This window comes from Nitrosomonas limosa (genome assembly GCF_054188085.1).
Map to the genome: position 1 here is coordinate 519,632 of NZ_CM135180.1, position 24,181 is coordinate 543,812.

The 24,181-nt window shown below is 46.3% G+C and carries 18 protein-coding genes and 1 pseudogene; 10 read left to right on the top strand and 9 right to left on the bottom strand.

Annotated features, from left to right (window positions below; genetic code table 11):
* Positions 1 to 14 precede the first annotated feature (14 nt).
* On the top strand, positions 15 to 2,549 hold the full coding sequence (locus ACV7NC_RS02315) for a 3-hydroxyacyl-CoA dehydrogenase/enoyl-CoA hydratase family protein (RefSeq protein WP_458153836.1): 2,535 nt from the start codon (positions 15 to 17) through the stop codon (positions 2,547 to 2,549).
* 22 nt (positions 2,550 to 2,571) lie between these two features.
* Positions 2,572 to 3,771, top strand: a complete 1,200-nt coding sequence (locus ACV7NC_RS02320) for an acetyl-CoA C-acyltransferase (protein WP_458153837.1) — start codon at positions 2,572 to 2,574, stop codon at positions 3,769 to 3,771.
* On the opposite strand, the gene ACV7NC_RS02325 is transcribed toward ACV7NC_RS02320, so the two are convergent.
* From ACV7NC_RS02325 to ACV7NC_RS02340, 4 genes are all read right to left on the bottom strand, one after another.
* Positions 3,696 to 4,778: a BPSS1780 family membrane protein gene (locus tag ACV7NC_RS02325; protein ID WP_458153839.1), complete on the bottom strand. Its 1,083-nt coding sequence runs from the start codon at positions 4,776 to 4,778 to the stop codon at positions 3,696 to 3,698. The two genes, ACV7NC_RS02320 and ACV7NC_RS02325, sit on opposite strands and share 76 nt — an antisense overlap.
* A 47-nt stretch (positions 4,779 to 4,825) precedes the next feature.
* On the bottom strand, positions 4,826 to 5,776 hold the full coding sequence (locus ACV7NC_RS02330; protein WP_458153840.1) for a homoserine kinase: 951 nt from the start codon (positions 5,774 to 5,776) through the stop codon (positions 4,826 to 4,828).
* 73 nt (positions 5,777 to 5,849) lie between these two features.
* Complete coding sequence (locus ACV7NC_RS02335; RefSeq protein WP_458153841.1) at positions 5,850 to 6,197, bottom strand: DUF2782 domain-containing protein; 348 nt, start codon at positions 6,195 to 6,197, stop codon at positions 5,850 to 5,852.
* Positions 6,198 to 6,309: 112 nt separating this feature from the next.
* A complete protein-coding gene (locus ACV7NC_RS02340; protein ID WP_458153842.1) occupies positions 6,310 to 7,029 on the bottom strand; it encodes an LOG family protein in 720 nt (239 codons plus the stop codon).
* A 15-nt stretch (positions 7,030 to 7,044) separates the two neighbouring features.
* Between ACV7NC_RS02340 and polA the strand changes: the two genes are divergently transcribed.
* Positions 7,045 to 9,792, top strand: a complete 2,748-nt coding sequence (polA, locus tag ACV7NC_RS02345) for a DNA polymerase I (RefSeq protein WP_458153843.1) — start codon at positions 7,045 to 7,047, stop codon at positions 9,790 to 9,792.
* Positions 9,793 to 9,978: 186 nt separating this feature from the next.
* Here polA and ACV7NC_RS02350 read toward each other — a convergent pair whose 3' ends face one another.
* Positions 9,979 to 12,489, bottom strand: a complete 2,511-nt coding sequence (locus ACV7NC_RS02350; protein WP_458153844.1) for an Rne/Rng family ribonuclease — start codon at positions 12,487 to 12,489, stop codon at positions 9,979 to 9,981.
* A 457-nt stretch (positions 12,490 to 12,946) separates the two neighbouring features.
* On the opposite strand from ACV7NC_RS02350, the gene ACV7NC_RS02355 reads away from it, so the two are divergent.
* The gene (locus tag ACV7NC_RS02355; protein WP_458153845.1) at positions 12,947 to 13,969 is read left to right on the top strand and encodes an RluA family pseudouridine synthase; all 1,023 of its coding nucleotides are present in this window, start codon (positions 12,947 to 12,949) and stop codon (positions 13,967 to 13,969) included.
* Positions 13,970 to 14,007: 38 nt separating this feature from the next.
* On the opposite strand, the gene ACV7NC_RS02360 is transcribed toward ACV7NC_RS02355, so the two are convergent.
* The gene (locus ACV7NC_RS02360) at positions 14,008 to 14,649 is read right to left on the bottom strand and encodes an arylesterase (protein WP_458153846.1); all 642 of its coding nucleotides are present in this window, start codon (positions 14,647 to 14,649) and stop codon (positions 14,008 to 14,010) included.
* Between ACV7NC_RS02360 and ACV7NC_RS02365 the strand changes: the two genes are divergently transcribed.
* The 6 genes and pseudogenes from ACV7NC_RS02365 to ACV7NC_RS02390 all read left to right on the top strand — a co-directional run.
* On the top strand, positions 14,648 to 15,337 hold the full coding sequence (locus ACV7NC_RS02365) for an ABC transporter ATP-binding protein (RefSeq protein WP_458153847.1): 690 nt from the start codon (positions 14,648 to 14,650) through the stop codon (positions 15,335 to 15,337). The two genes, ACV7NC_RS02360 and ACV7NC_RS02365, sit on opposite strands and share 2 nt — an antisense overlap.
* Before the next feature lie 48 nt (positions 15,338 to 15,385).
* Positions 15,386 to 17,896 (top strand): ABC transporter permease, encoded by a 2,511-nt coding sequence (locus tag ACV7NC_RS02370; protein ID WP_458153848.1) that lies wholly within the window; start codon positions 15,386 to 15,388, stop codon positions 17,894 to 17,896.
* Positions 17,897 to 17,899: 3 nt separating this feature from the next.
* Positions 17,900 to 19,093 carry a radical SAM family heme chaperone HemW gene (gene hemW / locus ACV7NC_RS02375; RefSeq protein WP_458153849.1) on the top strand — a complete coding sequence of 398 codons (1,194 nt, stop codon included), beginning with the start codon at positions 17,900 to 17,902 and terminating at the stop codon, positions 19,091 to 19,093.
* Positions 19,094 to 19,138: 45 nt separating this feature from the next.
* Complete coding sequence (locus ACV7NC_RS02380; RefSeq protein WP_458153850.1) at positions 19,139 to 19,936, top strand: formate/nitrite transporter family protein; 798 nt, start codon at positions 19,139 to 19,141, stop codon at positions 19,934 to 19,936.
* 135 nt (positions 19,937 to 20,071) lie between these two features.
* Positions 20,072 to 20,350 (top strand): transposase, encoded by a 279-nt coding sequence (locus tag ACV7NC_RS02385; RefSeq protein WP_458153851.1) that lies wholly within the window; start codon positions 20,072 to 20,074, stop codon positions 20,348 to 20,350.
* A gap of 353 nt (positions 20,351 to 20,703) precedes the next feature.
* A pseudogene (locus ACV7NC_RS02390) lies at positions 20,704 to 20,905 on the top strand (transposase); the annotation flags it as partial.
* Between the two features lie 460 nt (positions 20,906 to 21,365).
* Here the strand turns inward: ACV7NC_RS02390 and ACV7NC_RS02395 are convergent.
* From ACV7NC_RS02395 to ubiE, 3 genes are all read right to left on the bottom strand, one after another.
* The gene (locus ACV7NC_RS02395; RefSeq protein ID WP_458153852.1) at positions 21,366 to 22,814 is read right to left on the bottom strand and encodes a sensor histidine kinase; all 1,449 of its coding nucleotides are present in this window, start codon (positions 22,812 to 22,814) and stop codon (positions 21,366 to 21,368) included.
* Positions 22,815 to 22,829: 15 nt separating this feature from the next.
* Positions 22,830 to 23,219 carry a response regulator transcription factor gene (locus tag ACV7NC_RS02400; RefSeq protein ID WP_458153854.1) on the bottom strand — a complete coding sequence of 130 codons (390 nt, stop codon included), beginning with the start codon at positions 23,217 to 23,219 and terminating at the stop codon, positions 22,830 to 22,832.
* Between the two features lie 208 nt (positions 23,220 to 23,427).
* Entirely contained in the window at positions 23,428 to 24,162 is a 735-nt protein-coding gene (gene ubiE, locus ACV7NC_RS02405) for a bifunctional demethylmenaquinone methyltransferase/2-methoxy-6-polyprenyl-1,4-benzoquinol methylase UbiE (RefSeq protein ID WP_458153855.1), read from the bottom strand.
* Between the last annotated feature and the right edge of the window lie 19 nt (positions 24,163 to 24,181).

The window sequence follows — 24,181 nt, forward strand, 5'->3', positions numbered from 1 at the left end:
GGATTCGGCAGGAGGTGAAATTGAATGATCAGCGTTTCTTAGTGCGGAAAGCCGCGGTACTTGGAGCTGGCGTAATGGGTGCGCAAATCGCAGCACACTTGGTGAATGCGAATATCGAAACACTATTGTTCGAGTTGCCAGGCGAGGCGGACAACCCTAACAGCAATGTGATCAAGGCCGTCGATAAACTCAGAAAGCAAGAGCCTGCGCCATTATCCGTTAAATCTAAAGCATCCTGTATTCAACCGGCGAACTATGATCAGCATCTCGAATTGCTGAGAGATTGCGATCTGGTCATTGAAGCGATTGCAGAACGCATGGACTGGAAACGCGATTTGTATGTGAAAATTGCACCTTTTCTGGGTGAACGCACCGTGTTCGCCAGCAACACTTCGGGATTGTCGATCAATCAACTCGCTGAAGCATTTCCGGAAGCTTTGCGTCACCGGTTTTGCGGCATTCATTTTTTCAATCCGCCGCGCTACATGCATTTGGTTGAGTTGATACCTTGTCAAACCAGCGATACAGCGATGCTGGATCATTTGGAAGAATTTCTTGTAACTTTTCTCGGTAAGGGAGTAATTCGGGCAAAAGATACACCGAATTTCATCGCGAACCGCATTGGCGTATTTTCATTACTGGCGACGATGCATCACGGTCGCTCATTCAATCTCGGCTTTGATCAGGTTGACGCCCTGACCGGCACATTGATCGGCCGACCCAAAAGCGCGACTTTCCGTACCGCGGACGTCGTGGGGTTGGATACTTTGGCGCATGTCATCAACACCATGCGCGATACCTTGCCGGATGATCCTTGGCATCGCTATTTCGAGGTTCCGGATTGGCTGCAAGGATTGATTGAAGTAGGGGCGCTTGGGGAAAAAGTGAAGCACGGCGTCTATCAAAAAATCAAAAATGAAATTCATGTTTTGGATCGGCACACTCGAGAATACCGGTTGTCGGGCGTTGAGGTCGACGAAGATCTCAAACGTTTGCTGAAATATAGTTCTCCTGTTGAAAAATTTGCTGCATTACGCAACAGTTCCCAACCGCAAGCGCAATTTTTGTGGTCGATATTCCGCGATTTATTTCATTACTGTGCGATACAACTCGAAACAATCGCCGACAATGCGCGTGATCTCGATCTAGCGATGCGCTGGGGTTTTGGCTGGAACCAGGGGCCCTTTGAAATTTGGCAGACTGCGGGATGGAAACAAATAGCCGATTGGATACAGGAAGATATTGATGCTGGCAAAAGCATGGCACAAACGCCATTACCTTCCTGGGTGCTGACAATCGCCAATGATACCCCGCCAGCAGTGCATTCCCCAATAGGATCATTCGCCCCCGCCGCCGGTCAATTCCATGCACGGTCACAATTACCCGTTTACCGGCGCCAGCTTTTCCCTGATCGATTAACCGGTGAAGCTGCAACGTATGGCGAAACCATATTTGAAACCGGCGCGGTGAGGTTATGGCACACCGGCGATAAAATCGCCGTGCTTAGCTTTAAAAGTAAAATGCATACGATCGGCATTGATGTACTGGAAGGTATTCAACAGGCGATCAAAGAAGCCGAGCAAAACTGGCAAGCCTTGGTGATTTGGCAGACGGAGCCGCCTTTTTCCGCCGGTGCGAATTTGCAAAAAGCCACGGAAAAACCTAAACCTGAGGTGCAGCAAGGCAATGCTCAGCCAACGCCGCCTCAACCGCCAACAGCATTCCAAATGCTATTGAAAAAATTAAGAAAAACAACGCAAGCCGCGGTGCTTCAGGTTGCTCGCGAATTGGATCTTGCTGATGCCTTAATGGCCAAGAAATTGGCGGAAGTGGAATCGATGATTCAGCAATTTCAACGAACTTCGCAAAGGTTACGTTATTCGATGATTCCGACGGTCGCGGCTGTCGATGGTTTGGCGCTGGGTGGTGGCTGCGAATTTGTCATGCATTGTGATCGCACAGTCGCCACCATGGAAAGCTATATTGGATTGGTGGAAACCGGTGTCGGGTTGTTACCGGCAGGCGGCGGTTGCAAAGAACTAGCCATGCGGGCTGCGCAAAGCGCCAGGGATGGCGATCCATTCCCTCATTTGAAATACTATTTCCAAACGGTTGCAATGGCGGAACTGGCAAAAAGCGCGGAGCAAGCCAAAGAACTCGGTTACTTACGGCAGGCTGATACTGTGGTGATGCACCGATTCGAGTTGCTGCATGCCGCTAAGGCGCAGGCATTAGCCTTGGTGGAAGCCGGTTATCGCCCCACATTGCCGATGCGCGAAATACCGGTTGCTGGCAATACCGGCATTGCAACCATTCAAAGTCAATTGATTAACATGCGCGAAGGCGGATTTATTTCCGAGCATGACAATCTGATTGCAAATAAAGTCGCTTACGTAATGTGCGGCGGCGATCTGACACCCGGCAGCCTGGTTGATGAAGACTGGTTCCTGGAGCTGGAGCGTACCGCTTTCATGGAATTGCTGGCTACTGAAAAAACCCAAGCACGAATCGAATACACGCTTAAAACCGGCAAACCGCTGAGAAACTGATATTACGATTCACGGAGATCCTATGACAAAGCAAACTCAAGAAGCTTACATTGTAGCTGCCGCGCGTACGCCGGTTGGCAAAGCCCCGCGCGGTATGTTTAAAAACGTGCGGCCTGACGACATGCTGGTGCATGTATTGCGGACAGTAATGAAACAATGCGAAGGACTGGATCCCGCCGCGATTGATGATGTGATAGTCGGTTGCGCCATGCCGGAAGCGGAGCAGGGTATCAATGTCGCCCGTGTGGCTTTGCTGCTGGCAGGTTTACCGAATAGCGTCGCCGGCATGACAGTCAATCGTTTCTGCGCGTCCGGCTTGCAATCCGTAGCGTTGGCAGCTGATCGTATCCGCCTGGGCGAAGCAGATGTCATGATTGCCGGAGGAACCGAAAGTATGAGTATGGTACCGATGATGGGTAATAAAGTCGCGATGAATCCAGTGATGTTTCAACACGAAGAAAATGTCGCGATTGCCTATGGCATGGGAATGACGGCTGAAAAAGTCGCTGAGCAGTGGAAAGTATCACGGGAAGATCAGGACGAATTTGCGTTAACCAGTCATCAACGAGCGATCAAGGCAACCGCAAATGGAGAATTCAACGATGAAATTGCACCGTATACCGTCGATGAAAAGCGCCCTGATCTGATGACACATACTATACGGGAAGAAATCGCTGTCAAAGATACTGACGAAGGGCCACGAGCGGATACCAGTTTGGAGGCGCTTGCAAAATTGCGCCCGGTTTTTGCCGCGAAAGGTTCTGTAACTGCTGGAAATAGCTCACAAATGTCGGATGGCGCGGGTGCAGTGGTGCTAATGAGCGAAGCAGCTTTGAAACGTTTCAACCTAGCACCGCTTGGACGCTTCGTGGGGTTCTCGGTGGCCGGCGTGCCGCCGGAAATTATGGGCGTTGGTCCTATTAAAGCGATTCCAAAGGTATTGCAACAAACTGGTATCAAGCAGGATGACTTGGATTGGATTGAATTAAACGAAGCGTTTGCTGCGCAAAGTCTTGCCGTCATCCGCGATTTGAATTTGGATCGCAATAAAGTGAATCCGCTCGGTGGCGCCATTGCACTCGGTCATCCGTTGGGAGCTACCGGTTCTATCCGGGTGGCAACCTTATTGCACGGTCTCCGGCGTCATCACAAAAAGTACGGTATGGTTACCATGTGCATCGGCAGCGGTATGGGAGCTGCCGGTATTTTTGAAGCTTTATAATCGGCTATATACTGCAAGTGTGTATTGAATTCAGTTGATTGTTGTGTTGCTTGATGTTGCTCACGGTGTTTATTGCTGCAATAAAAATGTTCTTTGTCAGTAATCGCTTCGTGGCGTGGGATGCGCAGATGGCACTGCGCGCATTCCACTAGTTCATCCAATTCGTTTAGCGTAGTCTCAACGGAAGCTGCTGTTTCCGTTTTTTTGTGATTGTCATTCGAGCTTGATTCGTCATCGCTGTTACTCCAATTGGCTTTTTGAAAATCCGGTTGATTATTCGTATTTTTAAAGCGAATAGGTTCTTTTAGAAAAATATCTTTGTAACTCACATAAATCGATGCAAAAATTGTAGGAATCAATACAACCAGCCCAACCCCATACGGCATGACGCTGATAATGGTCAAAATGATAAGAACGATGCCATAAATTTGAAATGGAATAATATTTTTCAAACAGGCAAAAAAACTCTTTTGCATTGCAGGAATCGGTTCAATATCATGAAAAACCACCAACAACGGGGAAAACCAGGAAGCCATCATTAATGGAATGGAGAGCGTCAAGGCTAGCAGTATTGATGTCAGGAAACTACTCATAACTCCCATCAATTGGGTTTCGTCAACTCTTTTGCCATATAGCATCATGTCGGTCATCTGAGATCCGCCGATGAGCATGACCAAACCGAGAATCAATACTTGTCCAATGAGATAGATACCCCCGATGGTAATTAATGGCGCTGCATTACGCTTAAATGCCGCAAACAGGTGCGCAATTTCAAGCGTCTTACCTTGTTCCATGTCTTTGCAACCCATCATGATTCCGGCAAGAAAAACTGGTGAAATCAACGTGAAAATGAATTGCCCCAGCATCGGTATCAGCGCAATCGTCATGGCAACCAGCATGAGCGTAAAGCACACAAATACCCAAGCAAGCGGTGCTTTAGCAAAAAGATAGAAGCCGCTTAAAATCCATTGCAGCCCTTGTTTTGCGTTGACTTGGTGAATTTCCATGGATGTGTCTCCAGTTAAATTGCAATGATCAGAATGAATATGAGCAGCTACACCCAAAGCTGCTGTAGTTTCTCGGTATTAGCGATATGGTTTTGTAAGATATCGCGGAAATGTGTTGGATCTTTGGCGTGCGTTAATTCCCCCGCGCGTGGCAAATAATAATCATAAAGCCGTGAAATCCAGAACCGCAACGCACCCGCGCGCAGCATTGCGGGCCAGGATGTGTGCTCTGATGCTGTGAGCGGACGGATAGCGTGATAGGCTTTCATCAGCGGCAGCGTGCGTTGCTCATCCAACACTTTGTCTTCGGTCATGCACCAATCGTTGACGGTAATCGCTAAGTCGTACAAGAAAATATCGTTACAGGCAAAGTAGAAATCAATCACTCCACCGATATGATGATCGATAAACAAGATATTATCGCGAAACAGATCCGCATGAATGACACCGCCCGGTAACAGATTGACTGGCATTTTGCGGTGAAAATCCAACTCACTGGCTAACAAAGATTGATCGGTAGCGGATAAGAACGGCGCAACTTCCGGCGCTCTTGCTTGCCGCCAGCTGGGTCCGCGCGGGTTGTTCATGTGGCCGGTATATGATTGCCCCGTGATATGCATGTTTGCCAGCATGGCGCCAACTTCGGCGCATTGTGCATCGGTTGGCGATAGCACGGATTGTCCGGGTAAACACGTAACAATCGTAGCGGGTTTGCCATTCAATTCACCGAGCAATCTCTGATCCAATCTGGGAATCGGAGCAGGGCACGGGATACCGTGTCGCGCTAAATGTGCCATTAAATTCAGATAATAAGGTAATTCTGCACTGGTTAATTTTTCAAAAAGCGTTAATACGTATTTACCCTCCGTTGTCGTCACGAAGTAGTTGGTATTTTCGATACCGGATGATATGCCTTGTAAATGCACCAGCTGACCGAGCGAGTAATCTTTTAACCAGACTGCAAGTTGGCTATCCGTGACAGGGGTAAAAACAGACATGAATTAGTCGAGTAAAAAAGCGAAGCGATAGAATGAAATCATTTAATACAATTGATTGCTGAATTGTTCTCAACTAGAACTTTAATATCTGCCACATCGGTGGGCTGACATCAATACCCGCCTCGCCGGGATGATTGTGATAGTCTCGCGCGGTATTTTTTTTCAGGTAATACGGTGGGCCTATGCGCGGTATGACTTTAATCATTAGCAACTCTCCATTGACACGATGCTCTTCAATAATATCCTCTCCGCGCTTAATGATGGTCACTTGTGTTTCCAGTTCGGGATCCGCTTGAATATCCGGTAGATGCGGTGGCGGATCTGCCAATTCCGCCGGCAATTCCGGCGGTTCGGGTAAGGGAATTAAGTTTTCCGGATGTGACGGTTTTTTTGCTTGCTTGGGCTGTTCAGACTGCGCCATGACGGGCGTTACAATGCTAAGCAGCAGGATTAGAGTAAGTCGATGCAGGTGCATGTCGGTTGCCGGTAAGTCCAGATATACCGGGTATTTTACCTAAAATTGTTCACCTAAGTTATAAATTGAGCTGAATTTCTTTTTCTGCGGCTGTCAGTTCGAATCCGCTGGTTTCGTAATACTGAAAGATTGCTTTGACTACTTGTTTGGGTTCATCAATCACTTGAATTAAATTCATATCGTCGACCGAAATGAAGCCTTCAGCAATCAATGCTTTTTTAAACCAATCCAGCAATCCGTGCCAAAAATCCGAATATACGAGGATAATCGGCATTTTGCGGGTTTTTCCGGTTTGAACAAGCGTCAATGCTTCCATTAATTCGTCCAAGGTGCCAAAGCCTCCGGGAAGAACAACATAGGCAGTCGCAAATTTGACAAACATATATTTACGCGCAAAAAAGTGCCGGAAAGTTTGACTGATATCTTGGTAGGGATTGCGGTGCTGTTCGTGCGGTAACTGGATATTGAGACCAATACTGGGAGATTTTCCATAAAATGCGCCTTTATTGGCAGCTTCCATGATTCCGGGACCACCGCCTGAAATCACCGCAAATCCGGCATCGGAAAGTTGCTTTGCAATTTGCTCGGCTAATTGATAGTGCGGGTTGTCGGGTCGAGTCCGGGCGCTGCCGAAAATGCTAACTGCCGGTTGAATCGTATCGAGACGCTCTGTGCCTTCGACAAATTCTGCCATAATCCCGAACAATCGCCAGGATTCTTTGGCCGACCAGGGTTTCTCAACGGACATTTGGGTATTCAATTTATCTTGTAGGCTCATAGGAAATTTAGAAGAATGAAAACATTGCTGTTGGTAGACGGTTCATCGTATCTGTATCGCGCATTTCATGCGTTGCCGGATTTGCGTAATCGTCATAATGAACCGACCGGGGCCATTCATGGCGTGCTCAATATGCTGCGGCGCTTGCACAAAGACTATCATGCGGATTATAGCGCGTGTGTATTTGATGCAAAAGGCAAAACCTTCCGCGACGAGCTTTATCCCGAATATAAAGCGCATCGGCCAACCATGCCACATGATTTAGCGGTTCAGATCGAACCGTTGCACGCGTGCATTCGTGCAATGGGTTGGCCGATACTGATCATTGATGGCGTGGAGGCAGATGACGTCATTGGCACCTTGGCACGGCACGCGGTGGAAGCAAACATGCGTTGCATTATTTCAACCGGGGACAAAGATATCGCGCAATTGGTCAATCCCCAGGTTACATTAGTAAATACGATGAACAATGAAGTTCTGGACGAGGCCAACGTGCTGGCAAAATTCGGCGTCCCTCCCGAGCGTATTCTGGATTATTTGATGCTGGTAGGCGATGCCTCCGATAATGTTCCTGGTGTACCAAAAGTGGGGCCTAAAACGGCGGTTAAGTGGCTGGTGCAATATGGGTCGTTAGCGAATTTAATTGCACATGCTGATGAGATCAAAGGAGTGATCGGGGAGAATTTACGCAAAACACTGGATTGGTTTGACACGGCTCGCCAATTAATCACCATCAAATGCGACGTGGAATTGCCGGTTAAAATATCCGAGCTTGCGCCGCAACCCCCAGATACCGAAGCGTTGATCCGGTTATATGAAAAATTGGATATGAAAGCTTCGTTGCGGGAATTGCAACAACAAAGCGGCTCTCATCAAACAAATTCGATTGATTCCAACCATCATTCCAGCGCATTAATAGTCAATGCTAATGGTGATCCTGCGTCGGCGAATTCGAGTAACTGTAACTATCAAACAATTTTATCGGAAACGGACTTTGAAACGTGGCTTAAGCGGCTGGAAGCCGCTTCTCTGGTTGCTCTGGATACCGAAACAACCAGCCTTGATCCGATGCAGGCAAAGCTTGTCGGCATTTCGTTTTCGACGGAAACACACCATGCAGGATATCTGCCGCTAATGCATAACTATGCGGGTGTGCCGGTACAAATACCATTGGATTTTGCGTTGCAGAAACTGAAACCTTGGCTGGAAAGCGATTCTCAGGCCAAACTAGGACAGAATATCAAATATGATAAGCATATTTTTGCAAATCATGGCATCGAATTGAAAGGAATTGCGCACGATACGTTATTGCAATCGTATGTCCTGGAGTCGCACCAACCACATAATATGGATAACCTGGCTATGCGACATCTTGATCTTAAAACAATCAGTTACGATGATGTGACAGGAAAAGGTGTCAATCGCATCGGATTCGATCAAGTCGCTATCGAAAATGCGACACAATATGCCGGCGAAGACGCGGATATTACGCTGCGATTACACCAAACGTTATACCCCACTATCGCACAGGATGATCGACTAAGCGGTATCTATCACAACATCGAAATGCCCATACTGGAGGTGTTGTTTGAGATTGAACGTAATGGCGTATTACTTGATTACCGGTTATTGCAAAAGCAAAGTCATGAATTAGGCGAGAAACTCCATGCATTGGAAATACAAGCGCATGCGTTGACCGAATTGCCTTTTAACCTGAATTCTCCAAAGCAAATTCAGGATGTTTTATTTAACCGGTTGAAGTTGCCGGTTATCAAAAAAACGCCGACCGGCGTACCTTCTACTGATGAAGATGTGCTGCAACAACTGGCGCTCGACTATCCATTGCCAAAATTGCTGCTTAACTATCGCAGTCTTGCCAAATTGAAATCCACTTATACCGATAAATTGCCATTAATGAAAAATCCGGTCACTGGCCGGGTGCATACCAATTATGCACAGGCCGTCGCGGTGACGGGTCGCTTGGCAAGCTCGGATCCGAATTTGCAGAATATTCCGGTTAGGACAGCGGAAGGTCGCAGGATTCGTGAAGCGTTTATAGCTCCAGTTGGTTACAAAATCATTTCCGCTGACTATTCCCAAATCGAATTGCGGATAATGGCGCATATTTCGCAAGACAAAGGCTTACTGAAAGCATTTGCTGCAGGCGAAGACATACACAAAGCAACCGCTGCTGAAGTATTGGGAATATTGCCGGAACAAGTCGATCAGGAGCAACGCCGATATGCGAAAGTCATTAACTTTGGCCTCATTTACGGCATGTCGGAATTTGGATTGGCCGCGCAACTCGGAGTTGAACGTGGTGTGGCTCGAGCTTACATGGAACGTTACTTTGCCCGGTATCCTGCCGTAGAACAATACATGCAACAAACCCGGGAAAAGGCAAGAAAATATGGTTATGTTGAGACGGTATTAGGTCGCCGGTTGTGGTTACCGGAAATCAATCATGCTAACGGAAATCGCCGGCAAAGCGCGGAACGGGCCGCTATCAATGCGCCGATGCAAGGAACAGCGGCTGATATTATCAAGCTTGCAATGATCGCAGTGCACAACTGGCTAGCTCAGCATAATCTGCGTAGTAAGCTTATCATGCAAGTTCATGATGAATTGGTATTCGAGGTACCCGACGAAGAAGTCGAGTTGATACAAAAGATGCTACCGGAGCTGATGGGCGATGTATTGACCCTGACTGTGCCTTTACGCATCGAAGTAGGGGTAGGCGACAACTGGGAACAGGCACATTGATGTGACAATCAGGTTGTGCCTAGTTCTAAGGAAATGCTGATTAATTGACGATACGAGCGAATCACTTCGTTGCGCGGTACTCGCTCCCTCGCCTATCTTGTTGATATGTCTCGGTTGCTGTGTGCCGTGCGCCTCGCACTTCATCTCGTTCGCCGAATTAATCAGTGCTTCCCTAACATTCCCAGATTATTCGCGCGTCTCAATTTGAATCAGCGGCTCTGCTGCTGTTTCGAGGGTGGGCTTGGCTTTTTTTCTCGGTCGTTTAGGAACTACGATTTCTTCAGAAATAATCTCTACTTTTTCAGGTGGAGTTTCGATCATGACAAGCCCGGTTCCAGAAAGGTCCGGCAGCGTTTTACGAGCAACCGGAGCCGCTATAGCTTCTTCAATCGCTTTTGGGACAAGCCGAACCGGAGTAGCGGCAGAAGCTTCAGCGTTTGATTCTTTTCGAACTTTGAAGGATTGAGCTTCTTTTGTCTCAATGGGCAGTGTTTCTTCATTGTCAATGCGCGCAATTTCGATTACAGAATCGACAGCAGGAATTCGGTTACTGGCTAAATTAACCAAATCGTCATTCTCGGAAGTCTTGTTGGTATTTTCCAATTGATCGCGGGGTTTTGCATTCCGGTGCCGTCGTCCGCGTTTGCGATCACCAGATTTAACATTGATATTGTCTGTATCTTCAACTGGTTTTTCAGTTATCAAGTTATCTGCTGGGATATCCTCGGTGCGAGCTCCGTTTCGTTGCCGAGCTGATCTGCGCTGTCCTTTCTGCAGTTCCATGGTATCGTCAGCATTTTCATGCGCTATCACTGTGACATCCGCATTAATCGGATTAGCTTCAGGGTCGGTCGATTCATTTTGCTTGGATTGCCTCGCCCCCGAAGCATCTTTATTGCGATCATTGCGCATGCGCCCGCCGCGGCGGCCTCGTGAACGTCCGCGTTCTGATGAGGCTCTCGGTTTGTCAATTTCAGTCGCTGGTTTTTCTTCTAAATTAACCCTTGTTTCTTCAATATTTGCGGGTTTGAACCAGCTAAAGAATTTATCTAAAAGCGATGTGTCACGCGACCTTTCTTCTCTAATGGGGGCGGGTTGTGCAGGTGTTATACCCTGAACAGCTGCTTGCGGCCGTGCAGGTTTGGTTTTCTGTTCAATTGCAATTGTTTGATTTTCATCCGCATTCCTCTCTACCATCCTGTAGCTGGCAACGGATTCGGTTGCTTTAACATCTTCGTGACGAATACGGGTTACTGTGTAATTGGGAGTCTCAATATGAATATTGGGTATCAAGACAATATTGATTTTTTGTCTTACTTCAATATCGTATATTTCCGGACGCTTTTCATTGAGCAGATAGGTAGCTACATCAACCGGTAACTGTACATGCAGCGCATAGGTGTTCTCTTTCATCGCTTCTTCTTGAATGATTCTGAGTACATGCAATGCGGATGAGTCGGTGCCACGAATAAAACCGGTTCCTTGGCAGCGTGGACACGGAATATAATTGCTTTCTCCTAACGACGGGCGAAGCCGCTGGCGAGAAAGTTCCAGCAACCCGAAACGGGAGATCTTGCCCACCTGGATGCGCGCACGGTCTTGACGTAACGCTTCATGTAATCGAGCTTCAACTTCCCTTTGATTTCGTTGTACATCCATATCAATGAAGTCGATTACGATCAACCCGCCTAAATCGCGTAACCGCAATTGCCGGGCAATTTCATCGGCTGCTTCTAGATTGGTGTTAAGTGCGGTGTGTTCAATGTCTAAACCGCGAATTGCGCGCGCTGAATTAACGTCAACGGATACCAACGCTTCAGTATGATCGATAACGATTGACCCGCCTGACGGAAGCGGCACTTGCCTGGAATAAGCGGTTTCAATCTGATGTTCGATCTGAAAACGTGAGAACAACGGCACATCATCATGATAGAACTTCAACCGATCAACATTTGCCGGCATCACATGTGCCATGAATTGACTAGCTTGTTCGAAAATATCGCGGCTATCAATCAAGATTTCACCGATTTCCTGATTGAAGTAATCACGAATGGCGCGGATTACCAAGCTGCTTTCCTGATAAATCAGGAAAACGCCATCCTGACTATTGGCTGCTTCTTCAATCGCATACCAAAGTTGTGTCAAATAATTCAGATCCCATTGAAGCTCTTCTGTGCTCCGGCCAATACCTGCGGTTCGCGCGATGATACTCATGCCATCTGGTACTTCAAGCTGAGCAATCACTTCGCGCAGGTCATTACGCTCGTCGCCGGTAATGCGCCGGGATACACCACCGCTATTCGGATTATTCGGGATCAACACCAGATAACGGCCAGCAAGTGAGATATACGTGGTGAGCGCCGCACCTTTATTGCCACGCTCATCTTTATCAACTTGAACGATTAATTCTTGCCCTTCTTTCAAAAGATCTTGCATACGACCGGTTGCAGTGCCATTTTCAGCAAAACAGGAGTTAGCAATTTCCTTGAAAGGTAAGAAGCCATGACGTTCACAGCCATAATCTACAAACGCAGCTTCCAGACTTGGTTCGATTCGCGTAATTACAGCTTTGTAAATATTGCTCTTGCGTTGTTCCTTACTGACAGATTCTATATCTAAGTCAACGAGTTGCTGACCATTCACAATTGCAACCCGCAATTCTTCCGGCTGAGTTGCATTAAATAACATTCTTTTCATTTCCAAACCTTACGTGTTCATTTTATTAATTTCCTGATCCCAATTGGATGGGATAGATTTTTTGGTGTACGCGGTTGTGATGACGAGGTCTGGTCTTAATATTTTTATAATAACTTATATTTATCAATTATGTATTTCTTTTTATTAATGTATTTTAGTATCTAAGAGGCGTGCTGCAATTTTAATTAGCTCTGGACATCGGCTATCTTTTCTGATCTTACCGAAAGGTCACGATTAAGGTAACAGATTTTACATAAAGTTCCAAATACAACCTGGTTTTTCTGTAATATTTATGGATTTATTGCTATGTATCTATAAAAAACCAAATTAATCTAGATAAAATTAGTAAAATCTTCAGTAGATAGATTTTTACTCCAGTGTGCTAATTTTCACAGAAAGGAGGCTAAAAAGAAATAAAAAATTTGTCCCGACTTTGCTAATTAATTTTCTAATCATTTTGAACAATCATCGTACGGCAATATTGAATCACAGTCATTCATTCACATCGGTCTGCAAAGAATATATTGAAGAATCAGGAAATGATCAGCGGATTGACAATTTCCTGTTCAAACGGTTAAAAAATATTCCGAAGAGTCATGTTTATCAACTGCTTAGAAGCGGTCAAATTCGCGTCAACGGAAAAAGAATCACCGCCAAATATCGCCTGCAACTGGGCGATCTCTTGCGCATTCCGCCAATAAGCATTGCTGCCAATCAGAGTGTTCTAGCGCCTGCGACTATCAAGCCTGTCAAAAAATTTTCATTTTCCATTTTGTACGAAGATGATGTAATGATGGCTATTAATAAACCCAGCGGTATGGCAGTTCACGGTGGAAGCGGTGTCAGTTCAGGTGTAATCGAGCAGTTAAGAATGCAAAATCCATCCTGGAAATTTTTGGAACTCGTGCATCGGTTGGATCGAGAAACTTCCGGTGTGTTATTGGTCGCAAAAAAAAGAATTGCACTGGTCGAACTTCATCGGCAAATCCGCGAAGGATTGATGAATAAGCATTATTTGGCGATGGTCAAAGGCCAATGGCGCAATAGCAAGCAGCATGTCAAGCTGGCACTCACCAAATATGTGACCGCGAATGGCGAACGGCGCGTGTCCATAGCGTCACTGGGGCAATCAGACAGTAAGCCGGCGCATACGATATTCACGTTGCATGACCGATGGGAATCGTTCAGTTTAGTGAATGCTGAAATTAAAACCGGGCGCACCCATCAAATACGGGTACATTTGGCGCATCTCGGTTTTCCCATTCTTGGTGATGATAAATATGGAGATTTTGAGATTAATAAACAACTGAGCAAAGCAAGTGGGCCGCATAAACTTGCGCGCATGTTTCTGCATGCAATCTTACTGCAAATAACGCACCCGGTTACAGGAATTACTATGAGATTACAGGCACCGTTGCCTGAAGATTTGCAAAAATTTGTCGAGTGCCTAGGTTCGCCGGAGACTACCAGTTGCAAGTAATCAACACGAGAATCAACAATTTTGATAGATCATTCGGATCAATCCGGCTTAACAGCAACTTTTTCGGCATTGAGCATGGTTTGTAATACCTCCCAGACATTTTCTACAATCTTGGCTTGCGCCATTTCATTTGGATGAATTCCATCCGGTTGAAAAAAATCGTGTTTTTCACCAAAACCGGCTAGCATGAACGGTATTAATTTAATTTGATAGTTTTCAGCTAATTGCTGGAAAATAGCTTGGAACTTTTGTGCATAGGTGACACCATAGTTGGGTGGCAACTGCATACCGACAAGCAATACCGAAGCATTGGCTTGTAAACATTTCTCAATGATAGTTGCCAGATTGCCATAAATAGATTTAATGGTTGCGCCGCGCAATCCATCGTTGGCTCCCAACTCGAGGATCACAATCTCGGGTCGATGAGTCTCAAGCGCCTTCACAATCCGATTGCGACCACCCAACGATGTTTCGCCGCTGACACTGGCATTGATAATTTGATAATTTGCATGTTGCGATTGCAGCCGTTGCGATAATAGATTAACCCAACCGGCTTCTACCGGTATACCATAACCGGTTGACAGGCTATCGCCAAAAACCATGACTGTTTTGTTGGCTGCCGCTGCAGGTGCGGCAATCAAGATAACGATAAATAGAATCAACAGGAAATTTTTTTTCATGTTAGTGGATGATAAAAATAAACAATATGTTATTCGTACAGATGCGCTTACTAAACAAGTAACAACCGGTGAACAGCAACTGACCATTTTGCACGATATCAATCTGCAAATCGCAGCCGGTGAAGCCGTAGCCATTATAGGCGCATCCGGATCCGGCAAATCGACTTTGTTAGGTTTGCTGGCGGGATTGGATTTGCCGACATCCGGGAAAGTTCATCTGGACTCGGTCGATATCTTCACACTGGATGAAGACGACCGGGCCGCTCTGCGCGGTAAAGTGATGGGGTTTGTGTTTCAATCGTTTCAACTGTTACCGGCGTTAACCGCATTGGAAAATGTCATGTTACCGCTGGAATTGGCGCGCATCCGTGATGCCGAGACACCGGCAAAACGCTTGCTGGAACGCGTTGGACTGGGACAGCGCTTAACTCATTATCCTAAGCAATTATCCGGAGGGGAACAACAACGAGTGGCGATTGCAAGGGCTTTTGCTACCAGCCCCCGATTATTGTTGGCAGACGAGCCGACTGGCAATCTGGATTCGGCGACGGGTACTCAAATCATTGAATTAATGTTCGAACTCAATCGTGAACATGGCACGACTTTAGTTTTAGTCACTCACGATGAAGCTTTGTCACGACGATGCTCGCGTCAGATCCGGTTAGCCGATGGTCGGGTGATTCACTGATGAACAATCGGCACTGCCATCATCACTACTCAAGTAATCAGCATAGCCATGTTTCAATTTAAATTACCACTACAAATGATGCGCCGGGATTGGCGTGCGGGCGAACTGAATGTGCTGTTATTGGCGTTGATCATCGCGGTAAGCGGTATGGTTACCGTCGGTTTTTTCGCGGAACGGGTTGAATTGGCTCTTGCCCGTGAAAGTAATCAGCTTTTGGGAGCGGATTTACTGCTTATTTCCAGTCAACCGATACCCGAACATTTCACCGAGGAAGCCGATCGATTGGGGCTTCAGGTTTCCTCGCTCATCAAATTTCCGAGCATGATATCCAATGGTGAAGGTAATTTACTGACGCAAATAAAGGCAGTCAATAATGGATATCCATTGCGCGGGCGCGTCTATTTATCCAGTCGATTACCCAGCGGCTCCACGTCACATCCGCAATTGCAAGCTGCTGATGGAATTCCGCCGCGGGGTACGATTTGGATCGATGAAAAAGTCATGACGCAACTTGAGCTGCGGGGCGGAGATGTAGTCGATGTCGGTGATGTGCAGTTGATCGTAACCGAATTGATTGTGCGAGAGCCGGATCATTCGGTTGGGTTTATCAATATGGGTGCGCGTGCCATGATTAACGCCGGTGATCTGGAAGCGACCGGCTTGATCCAGGAAGGCAGCCGTGTTTCTTACCAATTGCTGGTGGCTGGTGATATTGATTCTGTTCAGCAATTTCGGGATTTGGCAAAAAAACGGTTGACCAATTTCCAGCGATTGGAAGGTATTCGCGATGCACGCCCTGAAATTAAAGCGGCCTTGCAGCGTGCAGAAAAATTTCTTAATTTGACCGCGCTTGCCAGTGTAGTACTGGCTGCTGCAGCGATTGCATTGGCGGTACGCCGTTTTACCCAGCGGCATCTCGATGGTTGTGCCGTAATGCGCAGCTTGGGTGCCAGTCAAAATCAATTGCTTTTCTTATATCTGGTTTACTTCATCGGATTGGGTCTAATCGCCAGTACTATCGGTTGCTTCATCGGTTTTGCCGGGCAACAAGCACTCACGCTGTGGTTAACTGGAATTGTCGAAACCGATTTGCCCTGGGCAGGCATGATGCCGGTGCTGCAAGGTCTGCTGATCGGATTGGTCTTGCTGTTAGGTTTCGCCCTGCCTCCGGTGCTGAATTTGCGTAGTGTTCCGGCATTGCGGGTGTTGCGTCGCGATGTCGGTTTATCCAATTTTCATAGTATCGCAGGTTACTTATTAGGTTTGGCGGCTTTGTCGCTGTTGTTTATTTGGAAAGCGCAAGACTTGAAATTGGGTCTTTATGCCGTAGCCGGTTTTGCTGGTGCCATTGCCATATTCGGTTGCCTCGGTTGGATGCTGATCGGTATTCTGGCAAGCGTCAGACACCAAGCCGGCGGTGCCTGGCGTTACGGTTTAGCAAGTATCCGCCGCCGTTCGATCTCCAGTATTTTGCAAGCTGTTGCACTCGGATTAGGATTAATGGCACTGCTGATTTTAACCCTGATTCAAGATGACTTGGTTAAAGATTGGCATGCCAGCTTGCCACCGGAAGCACCAAACCATTTCCTGGTAAATATCCAGGCTGATCAGCTACAACCACTGGAAGAATTCTTTCAGCACCATGCCTTGCAGCAGCCAGCAATGGCACCCATGGTTCGTGGTCGCTTGGTGCAGATAAATGGTAAAAAAGTATCTGTAAAAAATTATGCCGATGATTTACACGCCGAACGCCATATCCGGCGCGAGTTTAATCTATCATGGACGAACGAACTGACACTCGATAACCAGATTGTGCATGGGCTCTGGTGGCAGGATGGCAGCACTGAATCTGAATTATCGATTGAGGAGGGTATCGCCGCGACCATACGTGTCAAATTAGGCGATGTCTTGACATTTGATATCGCAGGCAGCCATTTCACCGCAAAAATCACCAGTATCCGGAAAGTCGACTGGGATACTTTCCGGGTCAATTTCTTTATGTTGGTGCCGCCTGGGCAATTGGAAAATTATCCAGTGAGTTATATCACCAGTTTTTATGTGCCGCCAGCTGATCTTGCGATCATTCATGATCTGGTTAAAACTTTTCCGAATATACTGGTTGTCGATGTTGCGTTAGTAATCCGGCAAGTACAGCAAATGATTCAGCAAGTTTCTCAAGCAATTGAATTTGTTTTCTTGTTTACTGTCCTGGCAGGCTTTGCAGTGTTATATGCTGCGATTGCCGCAACACAGGATGAACGCATTCAAGAAGCAGCTATTTTCCGGGCATTAGGCGCCAAACGTGAACAATTATCGCGGGCCTGGGCAGCGGAATTCGCGATACTCGGTGGCTTGGCGGGATTATTCGCATCCGCCGGCGCGAGCGTAATGGGTTTTGCCATCGGCAAACATATTTTACATCTCGAATATACGTTCAATCCTTGGATCTGGGTGGTAGGTGTTTCAACCGGCATTTTCGGTGTTTTAATCGCTGGCATGCTGGGTACACGCTCCGCGCTGTCAACTCCGCCGTTATTGACGCTTCGAAAACTTGGATAACTCATGACGGCTTTGCCTGCTCCGAAATTCAAGGCGCTTCCACCGCTGAGTCTCTATGTTCACATACCATGGTGTTTAAAAAAATGTCCATACTGCGATTTTAATTCCCATGAAATCCGAGGGCAGGGCAGCCATACGCTCGAAGATGATTATGTGAAGGCGCTGATCAGAGACCTTGAAGCGGCTCTACCCGATATTTGGGGTAGGCGATTAAGTACCATTTTCTTCGGAGGTGGCACTCCCAGCCTTTTCAGCGCTGAGGCAATTGATACTCTGTTAACAACCATACGCACGTTGTTGCCGCTGGAACATTTTGCAGAAATCACGTTGGAAGCCAACCCGAGTACTTTTGAAGCGCAAAAATTCACCGATTTTCGTAAAACTGGCATAAACCGTTTGTCCATCGGCATCCAAAGTTTTAACCGGCAGCATCTGCAAGTGCTCGGGCGCGTGCATGACGATCTGGAAGCGCATCGCGCCGTCGAGATTGCCATGAGCAATTTCGACAACATCAATCTCGATCTGATGTATGCATTACCTCATCAATCTCTGCAGGAAGCGCAACAAGATATTGAAACGGCTTGCAAGTATGGTGTCACGCATATTTCCGCCTATCATCTGACCTTGGAGCCCAATACGCTATTTTACCGCTACCCGCCGAAACTCCCGGATGACGAACAAGCCGCGCAAATGCAAGAAATCGTCGAATTAACTGCTGCCAATCATCATTACCGTCATTATGAAACTTCGGCATTTGCGCAGAACGGCAAGGAATCGCGGCATAATTTGAATTACTGGTTGTTCGGTGATTATCTGGGTATCGGTGCTGGCGCACACAGTAAAATCAGCTTTGCCGGTAAAATCGTGCGCCAGATGCGCTATAAACAGCCCAAAGAATACTTAACCAAAATACATGCCGGTGAATCGCCGGTGCAGTCGCAGCGTGAATTGTCGATTGATGATCGGGGTTTTGAATTCATGATGAATGCGCTCCGGCTATCCAGCGGCTTCGATACAACATTATTTCAAGAACGAACCGGATTACCGGTCACCGTTGTGCAACAGCAGCTTGATGAAGCTGAGCGACGCGGTTTGCTCGTGCACGATCACCTTCGCATCAAGCCGACTGTGCTTGGGCGTCGTTTTCTCAATGACTTGCTGCAGCTTTTTCTGCCTGAAAAAAATCCCGCTGGATAATGCGCTAAAATCGCAACTTCGACTTTTTCTCTGAGGGTAATCATTATGGCGTATATCAAACCCGATGAAATCATTGAAAACATGCTGCAAGCGGGCGCCAAAAAAGCTGGTTTACCGGTCAAGCAATTGTTGATCCGTGGATTTCTGGCCGGCGCTTTCCTGGGCTATGCAACGACCTTGGCGATTCTGGCAGCCACTCAAACCGGCTGGGGAATGGCAGGTGCGATGGTGTTTCCGGTCGGGTTTGTGATGATTGTGCTACTCGGTTTAGAGCTGGCGACCGGTAATTTTGCGTTGATTCCCATCGCTGTCGCAGATCGGCGGACAAGCTTTTCACTGTTGCTCAAAAACTGGTTCTGGGTTTTGATCGGTAATCTTGCCGGCAGCGTTGCTTATGCCTATTTGTATTGCATCGTGGTCACTAAAATGGGTACCATTGATCCGGATACCCTGCCGGCTTTGCAACGAACCATCAGCATTGCTGAAACCAAAACGCTCGAATACGCAAAACTTGGCTTAGACGGAACCATTACCGCGTTTGTCAGCGCCATGCTGTGTAATTGGATGGTCACACTGGGCGCTGTCATGTCTTTCACCTCAACCGCCACCATCGGCAAAATCACCGCTATGTGGCTGCCGATCATGACTTTCTTCGGCCTAGGTTATGAACACGCAATCGTCAACATGTTCGTAATTCCCACCGGTATTCTGCTCGGAGCGGATATTACCATCGCCGATTGGTGGCTATGGAACGGCATCCCGGTAATTGCCGGTAATCTTTTTGGCGGCATGTTATTCACTGGTTTTTTGTTATATTGGAGTTATGGTAAAAGTAGCGGTTAAGCTTATCAATAACGCTTCCAGTGTCAGATTTTATAACTACTTCCACCAGTTTCACTGATTCGTCTGACTGAAGCGGTACTCAAAAACTGGACAGGTTGTTAAGCTCTGGTAAAACAGAAAAGGATTGAAATAACCATGAGTAAGAAACGAATACAATATTCCAGTGAATTCAAAGCAAAAGTTGCATTGACAGCCAATCGAGGAGAAGAAACCGTACCGCAATTGGCATCCCGGTATGGAATCCATCCGACGCAGATTAATAGCTGGAAGCGGCATTTGGTTGAGCAAGCGGCGGAGTTATTTGCCCGTAGTGATGGCGCTAGCAAAGACAAGAGTAGCGTCGATGATTTGCGTCGCGTGATCGAGCAAGTGACGGTAGGACGCGATTTTTTGGCCAGAAAGCTCAATCATTGAGTTCGCAGGAACGTTGAGCGCAATATTCATAGCTCAACCCGATACCAGCATTCCACAAAAGCAGCATGAGGTCTATCTATCCCATCTACTCAAAGGTACTGGTACAATCAAGAACGCTTTCATCAGAGACTCAACAATCAGACACCCGATGAAGTTTATTATCCGAAACTATCGCGTCAGCAAGCCGCCTGGGTTGATAACATCACATGACAGAGCTTAATTTTCTCTCAGGTTGTTCAGTTCAAGGGGCCACTTCACAGTATCGATACTCGATGAGCGGATTGCGGTACTGGAAAGCAGGATCCAGCAATGGCACGTCAGCAATGAGGCGTGTCAGCGTTTATCCTGGTCTGGGGGTTATGACCGCTACCGCGATTACTGCGGCGATAGGTGACGCAAAGGCATTTACCAATGGCCGCCAGCTTGCTGCCTGGCTAGGGCTGGTGCCTCGGCAGTCATCAAGCGGCGGACGGCAACGCTTATTGGGAATCAGTAAACAAGGCGATCGCTATCTGTGCACTTTGATGATCCACGGCGCGCGTGCTGTGATCCGGCATTTACGTACGCGACAGCAAGCCGGTAAACCGCCTGGCAACTCTTGAACAGTTGTCATCCAAACGTTGCGACTGTGGTGCTTGCCAATCACAATGCCCGGGTAGCGTGGGCGTTGCTGGCTAAAAATGAAACATACCATGCTGGATACGTTACCGTAGCATGATATGAGCGAATCATAAAAAACCGGAAGTATCGTTAACAGAAGGATATTCACTCACGATTGCTTGCATTCATGAGATGGGAAAATAGGTCGGACCGCGGCGGCCAAACCCGGGGAAACTCTCGAAGCAAACAGACTTCGCTATTCAGATTAGGACCCGCCGGCGAATACACCATAGGGGCTTCGGGCAAAATGCTCCGATCAAAAGCCGGATGTAAGTGTGCAATCAAACCTCGTATCTCTATACATCAATGCTTGCAAATCGGGTGGTGTTCATGTAAGCGCTTCCTTAGATCTATACTAGACTGGCAAAGAAACAGTATGTATCTCGGGCATTTCAATGTCATTGAAAATGATGGAGAATGATGTTCCCACGCCTGGTTCGCTGGCAACTTTGATTTTCAATTTATTATTTTCAGCAGCAATTTTGACAATCGATAATCCTATACCACTGGTCGCTTTATTATGCATGGCTGCACGTGGGGAATAAAAATACTCATTGAATATATTGGGTAAGTCTTTGCCTTCGATGCCGATGCCATGATCAGTGATGGTGATGTTAGCGATATGATTTGATTCGTCAATATTGGAAGTAATTTCAACACTTGTATTTTCATGAGAATAGGTAATTGCATTGGAAATGATATTTTCCAGCAAAATGGCCAGTTGGTCCGGGATAACATTGCATATAAAATTATTGACTGATAGATTCATTGTCACTTGTTTGGCATTGGCAACAGGCGTTAATTTCTCAATGCATTTTTGCAATACAGTTTGAATTTCAACAGGTTCAAAAACCGCAGTATCAAGACAAGTATCTTTCAATCGCTCTAAACGCAACAGATCGAGAATCAAGCCCGACATATTTTTTGCCCGGACATCCATCTGTTCAAGAGCGGTACTGATCTCTGCTGACGTTTCACCCAAATAACCATCTTTGATCAAATTGATTTTGCTGCGAATCGCATCCAGCGGAGATTTTAATTGATGTGTAATCAACAATGCATATTGATCTTTTTCCACTTGCGCTTGATTGATTTGTTTGTATGCATCTAAAAGATGACGTTCATGGGCGCGCACAATCAATGAAAGCCTAGAGACGACATACCAAACTATAATGAACAGCGTATCAAGAAAAAACATCCACAGCAGCGCACTTTCTGCTCGCTCGGTTTCGAAAGAGAGGTGGCTGCTTATTAACGTAGAAAGGGGAGTTTGAGTAATAAAAAAATTATCAACGAGGATTACGATAGTGTCCATAAAACAGACCAGTATCGTTACATACAAACTTTCCCTTGTTGAGAAGAAAATACACGCAAGCGCGATATGTAGCACATAGAAAAAAGAAATGGGTGTAGTGGTGCTTCCTATATAATGAACCACTACCGACAGGCAGAGCAGATCAACAATAATCTGAAGCCATAAATTGATTGAAGGTGAGTTGTATTTACTGGGGCGGCAATGATCTAAAGCGAACAAATAAAAAATATTAGCAATAATCAACACCACGATAATGGCGATGGGCCATTTTTTTTGTTCACTGATGCCAAACTGCGCCAAAGTGTCGGACGCAGATAGCATCAAGATTTCAAAAAAGACAAGTGTAACAATCAAAATCCAGCGGAATGTAATAAACCAACGAATATTGCTGATTAAAACATCATCACTAAGCTTAAGTTTGTCACCTTTAATTTCTAATAGAATATTCTGATTACTTGGCTTATTCCAGGAAAACTCGGTAATTGCCATTAACTGTGAACCCGTTTATGCAGCATTTTCCGGTTGTTTTAAGCGATCATTGATTGTTGCAAGTAAGCTCGTCGGCTCAACGGGCTTTTCCATAATGCAAACCCATTCATGCGATCCATTTTCAAAATATGGTCTGATCATATCACCCAAAGAGGTCAGGAAAATCGCTTGAATTTTTGGAAATCGCTTGTGGATTGCCGCATAAGTTGTCAAACCCGAGTCCATCGACTCAACCATGACATCTAGGATGGCTAAGTCGGGTCTTTTATTCTCATCTTCCAAGGAGTCGATAAACTCTTGCATGGATAGATAGCTGTCAACATCGTAACCGTTTTTTGTTAATATTCGTTGAACCGATTCTCGGATATCCGCATCGTCATCAACATGTGCAATTCTCGGTGCCATAATTATGAATCTCCTTCGTTTTTGCTTTGCCCCGATTTGAGCGATCTCAATAAACCCCTTATTAATCGGGGTTATTGTACCCAATCATATCGCAGCGTGTGTGAAAAATATGTGAAAAATCGATATCGGCGTTTGATTGGAAAAAAATAGTTGTTTGTAAGGTTCGAGTCATTGCTATTTACAACAAATCAAAGTAAACAACGCACAATTAAAATTTGTATCCACGGTGTAATGCTACGATACCTACTGTTAAGTTGAAAAATTCAACACGATCAAAACCGGATTGTTGCATGAGATCCTGTAATTCGAGTTGGGCTGGATGCATGCGGATAGATTCGGCCAGATAGCGATAACTTTCGGCATCATTGGCGATAACTTTTCCCATCACTGGAAGTATTTTGAAAGAATATGCATCATAAGCGGATTGCAAAGGCTTCCATACTTTTGAGAATTCCAACACGATAACGGCTCCACCCGGTTTGAGAACGCGTAACATTTCTTTCAATGCTACTTCCTTTCGTGTCATATTCCTAAGACCGAAAGCAACGCTGACACAGTTAAAATAATTATCTGGGAAAGGTAATTTTTCCGCATCGCACTGTGCGACAGGAGTTGGTGTGCCGCTGTCAATCATGCGATCTCGGCCGATAGACAGCATGGAATTGTTGATATCGGTTAACCAAACTTCCCCGGAGCTTCCAACTTTCTGCAAAAATAATGAACTTAAGTCACCTGTGCCTCCGGCAATATCCAGTACTTTATCGCCTTTTCTGACGCCACTTGCTTCAATTGCAAATCGTTTCCATAAGCGATGAAGTCCCATTGACATTAGATCATTCATTAAATTATAGCGCTCGGCGACGGAATGAAATACTTCCGCGACTCTACCGGCCTTTTCTTCTTCAGCCACGGTGTTAAAACCAAAATGGGTTGTTTTGCTCATAATTAATTGAATTAAGATA